Annotated in this window: 3 protein-coding genes; 1 reads left to right on the forward strand and 2 read right to left on the reverse strand. The window is 72.6% G+C overall.

Going from position 1 to position 3,954, the window contains the following annotated elements; all coding sequences use genetic code 11:
- Window positions 1-11 precede the first annotated feature (11 nt).
- Both ACFW1I_RS24330 and ACFW1I_RS24335 read right to left on the reverse strand, forming a co-directional pair.
- Complete coding sequence (locus ACFW1I_RS24330; protein WP_384673514.1) at window positions 12-1,433, reverse strand: amino acid permease; 1,422 nt, start codon at window positions 1,431-1,433, stop codon at window positions 12-14.
- 116 nt (window positions 1,434-1,549) lie between these two features.
- Window positions 1,550-2,974: an amino acid permease gene (locus ACFW1I_RS24335; protein WP_384673517.1), complete on the reverse strand. Its 1,425-nt coding sequence runs from the start codon at window positions 2,972-2,974 to the stop codon at window positions 1,550-1,552.
- Between the two features lie 262 nt (window positions 2,975-3,236).
- On the opposite strand from ACFW1I_RS24335, the gene ACFW1I_RS24340 reads away from it, so the two are divergent.
- Window positions 3,237-3,833, forward strand: a complete 597-nt coding sequence (locus tag ACFW1I_RS24340) for a biotin transporter BioY (RefSeq protein ID WP_384673518.1) — start codon at window positions 3,237-3,239, stop codon at window positions 3,831-3,833.
- Window positions 3,834-3,954 lie beyond the last annotated feature (121 nt).

The raw sequence follows: 3,954 nt of genomic DNA on the forward strand, positions 1-3,954 counted from the left end.
GGCCGGGTCGGTCAGGCCGCGTCCTCGCGCGCCTTCCCGCGCGCCTTCTGGAGCGCGAAGCCGACGACGGCGAGGCCGAGCGTCAGCGCGCCCGTCGCGTAGAGCTGCACCCGGGTGCCCTCCTCGCGGGCCATCAGGAAGAAGACCGCCGCCATGCCGGCCAGCGCCACCCAGGTCAGCACCGGGAAGGCCCACATCCGCACGACCAGCTTCTCCGGCTCGTCGCGCTCGGTGCGGCGGCGCAGCACCAGCTGGGAGGCGGCGATGAAGAACCAGACGACGAGGATGATCGCGCCGATGGTGTTGAGCAGCCAGATGAACGCCTTGTCCGGCGACCAGTAGCTCAGCAGGACGGCGCCGAAGCCGACGACCGAGGAGAGCAGGACGGCCGGGCGCGGCACGCCGCCGTACAGCCGGCCGAGCGCCTTCGGGCCCTGGCCGCGGCCGATCAGCGAACAGGCCATCCGGGAGGCGCCGTAGACGTTGGCGTTCATCGCCGAGAGCAGCGCGACCAGGACCACCACGTTCATGATCTGGCCGGCGGCCGGGATGCCCAGGTGGTCGAGGGTGGCGACGTACGGCCCCTTCTCGACGACCGCCTTGTCGTCCCAGGGGACGAGGGTGACGATGACCGCCATCGAGCCGATGTAGAAGAGCGCGATGCGCCACATCGCCGTACGGACCGCCTTGGCGACGCCCTGCACCGGGTGCTCGGACTCGGCCGCCGCGATGGTGACCGTCTCCAGGCCGCCGTACGCGAAGACGGAGGCGAGCAGGCCGACGATCAGGCCCTCGGAGCCGTGCGGGAAGAAGCCGCCGTCGCCGGTGAGGTTGGCGGTGCCGGGGGCGTCGGTGCCGGGCAGGACGCCGACGATGGCGAGCACGCCGATGCCGAGGAAGAGGACGATCGCGCCGACCTTCAGCGCGGCGAACCAGAACTCGAACTCGCCGAAGTTCTTCACCGCCGCCAGGTTGGTGCCGCAGAAGACCAGCATGAAGAGCGCCACCCACGCCCACGCGGGGGTGCCCGGGAACCAGCCCGTCATGATGTTCGCGGCGCCGATGCCCTCCAGGCCGACGGCCACGCAGAGCAGGAACCAGAAGGCCCAGCCCGCGGTGAAGCCGGCCCACGGGCCGAAGGCGCGCTCGGCGTGGACGGAGAAGGAACCGGAGGCCGGGTTCGCCGCCGACATCTCGCCGAGCATGCGCATCACCAGCATGACGAGCACGCCGGAGATCGCGTAGGCGACGACGATCGAGGGCCCGGCGGCGGCGATGCCGGCGCCGGAGCCGACGAAGAGGCCGGCGCCGATGACGCCACCGAGGGCGATCATCGACAGATGGCGCTGCTTGAGGCCGTGGGAGAGGCCCTCGGCGGGAGCGGCGGTGCCGTCCTCGCGGTCGGCCTGCGCGGGCGCGGTGGTCCGGGACATGGGCAACCCTGTTCATAGACTGAGACGGGGAGGGAAGCCCACAGTCTGGGTGCCCGCACCGCTCAGAGGGAACGGGTGTCCGCTATACGGTCACGACCTTCACACAAGGTGAAGATTCAGTTCCGTTTCGTCGTGGACGTGGGCACTTCCCGGGACGCCGCCCGCGCGGCGCGCACCTCCCGCAGCCACGCCACCAGCAGCACCGCCGCCGTCGCCCCCGCCGACCACAGCACCTGCGGCCGCGCGCCGTCGTCGGTCAGCATCAGCACCAGCACCGCGCCCATCGCCGCCAGCGCCGTCCACGTCAGCCACGGGAACCCCCACATCCGCAGCGTCAGCGTCTCCGGGGCCTCCCGCTCGATCCGCGGCCGCAGCCGCAGCTGCGACAGCGCGATCAGCGCCCACACGAACAGCAGCACCGCGCCGACCGCGTTGAGCATGTAGAGGAAGACCGAGTCCGGCCACTTCAGATTGAGCAGCACGGAGACGAACGCGAAGGCCACCGAGGCGAGCACCGCCCGCCGGGGCACCCCGCCCGCCGACACCTTCAGCAGCCCCCGCGGCGCCTCGCCGCGCTCGGCCAGCGAGAAGACCATCCGGGAGGAGCCGTACAGATTGGCGTTGAGCGCCGACAGCAGCGCCACGAACACCACCACGTTCATGATCTGCCCCGCGCCCGGCACCCCGATCGCCTCCAGGACCGCCACGTACGGCGACTCGCCCGGCACCATCGACGTCCACGGCAGCAGGGTCACGATCACCAGCATCGAGCCCACGTAGAAGAGGAGGATCCGCCACACGGCGCTGCGCACCGCCCGCGCCACGTTCCGCGCCGGGTCCTCCGACTCGGCCGCCGCGATGGTCACGACCTCCAGGCCGCCGAAGGCGAACACCACCGCGAGCACCCCGGAGATCACCCCGGACCAGCCGTGCGGCAGGAAACCGCCCTGCCCGGTCAGGTTGGCGAGCCCCACCGGATCGGTGTCGGGCAGCCAGCCGACGATCGCCAGCGCGCCCAGCACCAGGAAGAGCACGATCGCGCCGACCTTCAGCGCGGCGAACCAGAACTCGAACTCGCCGAAGTTCTTCACCGCCGCCAGGTTCGCCGCCGTGAAGACCACCATGAAGAGCAGCACCCAGCCCCACTGCGGGACGTCCGGCACCCAGCCGTGCGCGATCCGCGCCGCGCCCGTCGCCTCCACGGCGAGGACGACCACCAGCAGGAACCAGTACAGCCAGCCCACCGAGAACCCGGCCCAGCGGCCCAGCGCCCGCTCCGCGTGCACCGAGAACGCGCCGGACGCCGGCATCGCCGCCGACATCTCGCCCAGCATCCGCATCACCAGCATCGCGAGCGCGCCCGCGATCAGATACGAGAGCACGATCCCGGGACCGGCGACCGCGATGCCCGCGCCCGAGCCGACGAAGAGCCCGGCGCCGATGACCCCGCCCAGGCCGAGCATCGTCAGGTGACGCTGCTTCAGACCGTGGGAGAGGGGCTCGGGTTCGGTGAGGGGAGCGGCCGGGGCGGTGTCGCGCATGGTGGGGGACTCGCGCTCTGGGAGGAGGGGCACTTTATGGAGACCCCACAGTCTCTCCGGTGACCGGCCCCTGACGCAAAAGGGACTAGCCAGGGCCATCCCCTAGTGACAAGCGTCACGTGGCGCCCGGCGGCTCCGTCGCCCTTTGTCGGAACCCCATGAAGCCCCCGCCCGAGGCTTTGTCGGCGGCTGACGGTGATCGAGCGTTCACTCCTGGCATAGCGTCAACCTGTCCCGTCACCCTCACCCTCGCGGAGTACCGATGAGTAGCACCGCCGCCGCCCCCGTCCGCACCCTCCGTGCGGGCACCGTCCTGGCCGACCTCCTCCCGTCGAGCCGCGTCCGCGACGTCGCGCTCGTCGTCGGCGGCGCCGCCCTCACCGGCCTCGCCGCGCAGCTCTCCGTCCCGGTCCCCGGCTCCCCGGTCCCGGTCTCCGGCCAGACCTTCGCCGCCCTGCTCGTCGGCACCGCCCTCGGCGCCCGCCGCGGCTTCCTCTCCCTCGCCCTCTACGCGGTCGTCGGCATGGCCGGCGTCCCGTGGTTCGCCCAGGGCTCCTCGGGCTACGCGATGCCGTCCTTCGGCTACATCCTCGGCATGCTGCTCGCCGCCACCGTCGTCGGCGCCCTCGCCCGCCGCGGCGCCGACCGCTCGGTCCTGCGCACCGCCGGCACCATGGCCCTCGGCTCCGCGCTCATCTACGCGGTCGGCGTCCCGTACCTGGCCCTCGCCACCGGCATGACCCTCGGTCAGGCCGTCGCCGCCGGCCTGACCCCCTTCCTCATCGGCGACGCCCTCAAGGCCGCGCTCGCCATGGGCGCCCTCCCGGCCGCCTGGAAGCTCGTCGGCCGCAAGGGCTGACGACCCCACGCACGAAGGGCCCGGCCCGCCGGGGTGGGGGGGGGGCGCCGGGGGCGTCCCCCCCGCCCGTCCCCCGCGTGACTCAAGCGTGACGCGTACCGCAGCGCGGGTGGGAGCGCGC

It is taken from the genome of Streptomyces sp. NPDC058955 (genome assembly GCF_042741435.1).
In the GTDB taxonomy this organism is placed as follows: domain Bacteria; phylum Actinomycetota; class Actinomycetes; order Streptomycetales; family Streptomycetaceae; genus Streptomyces.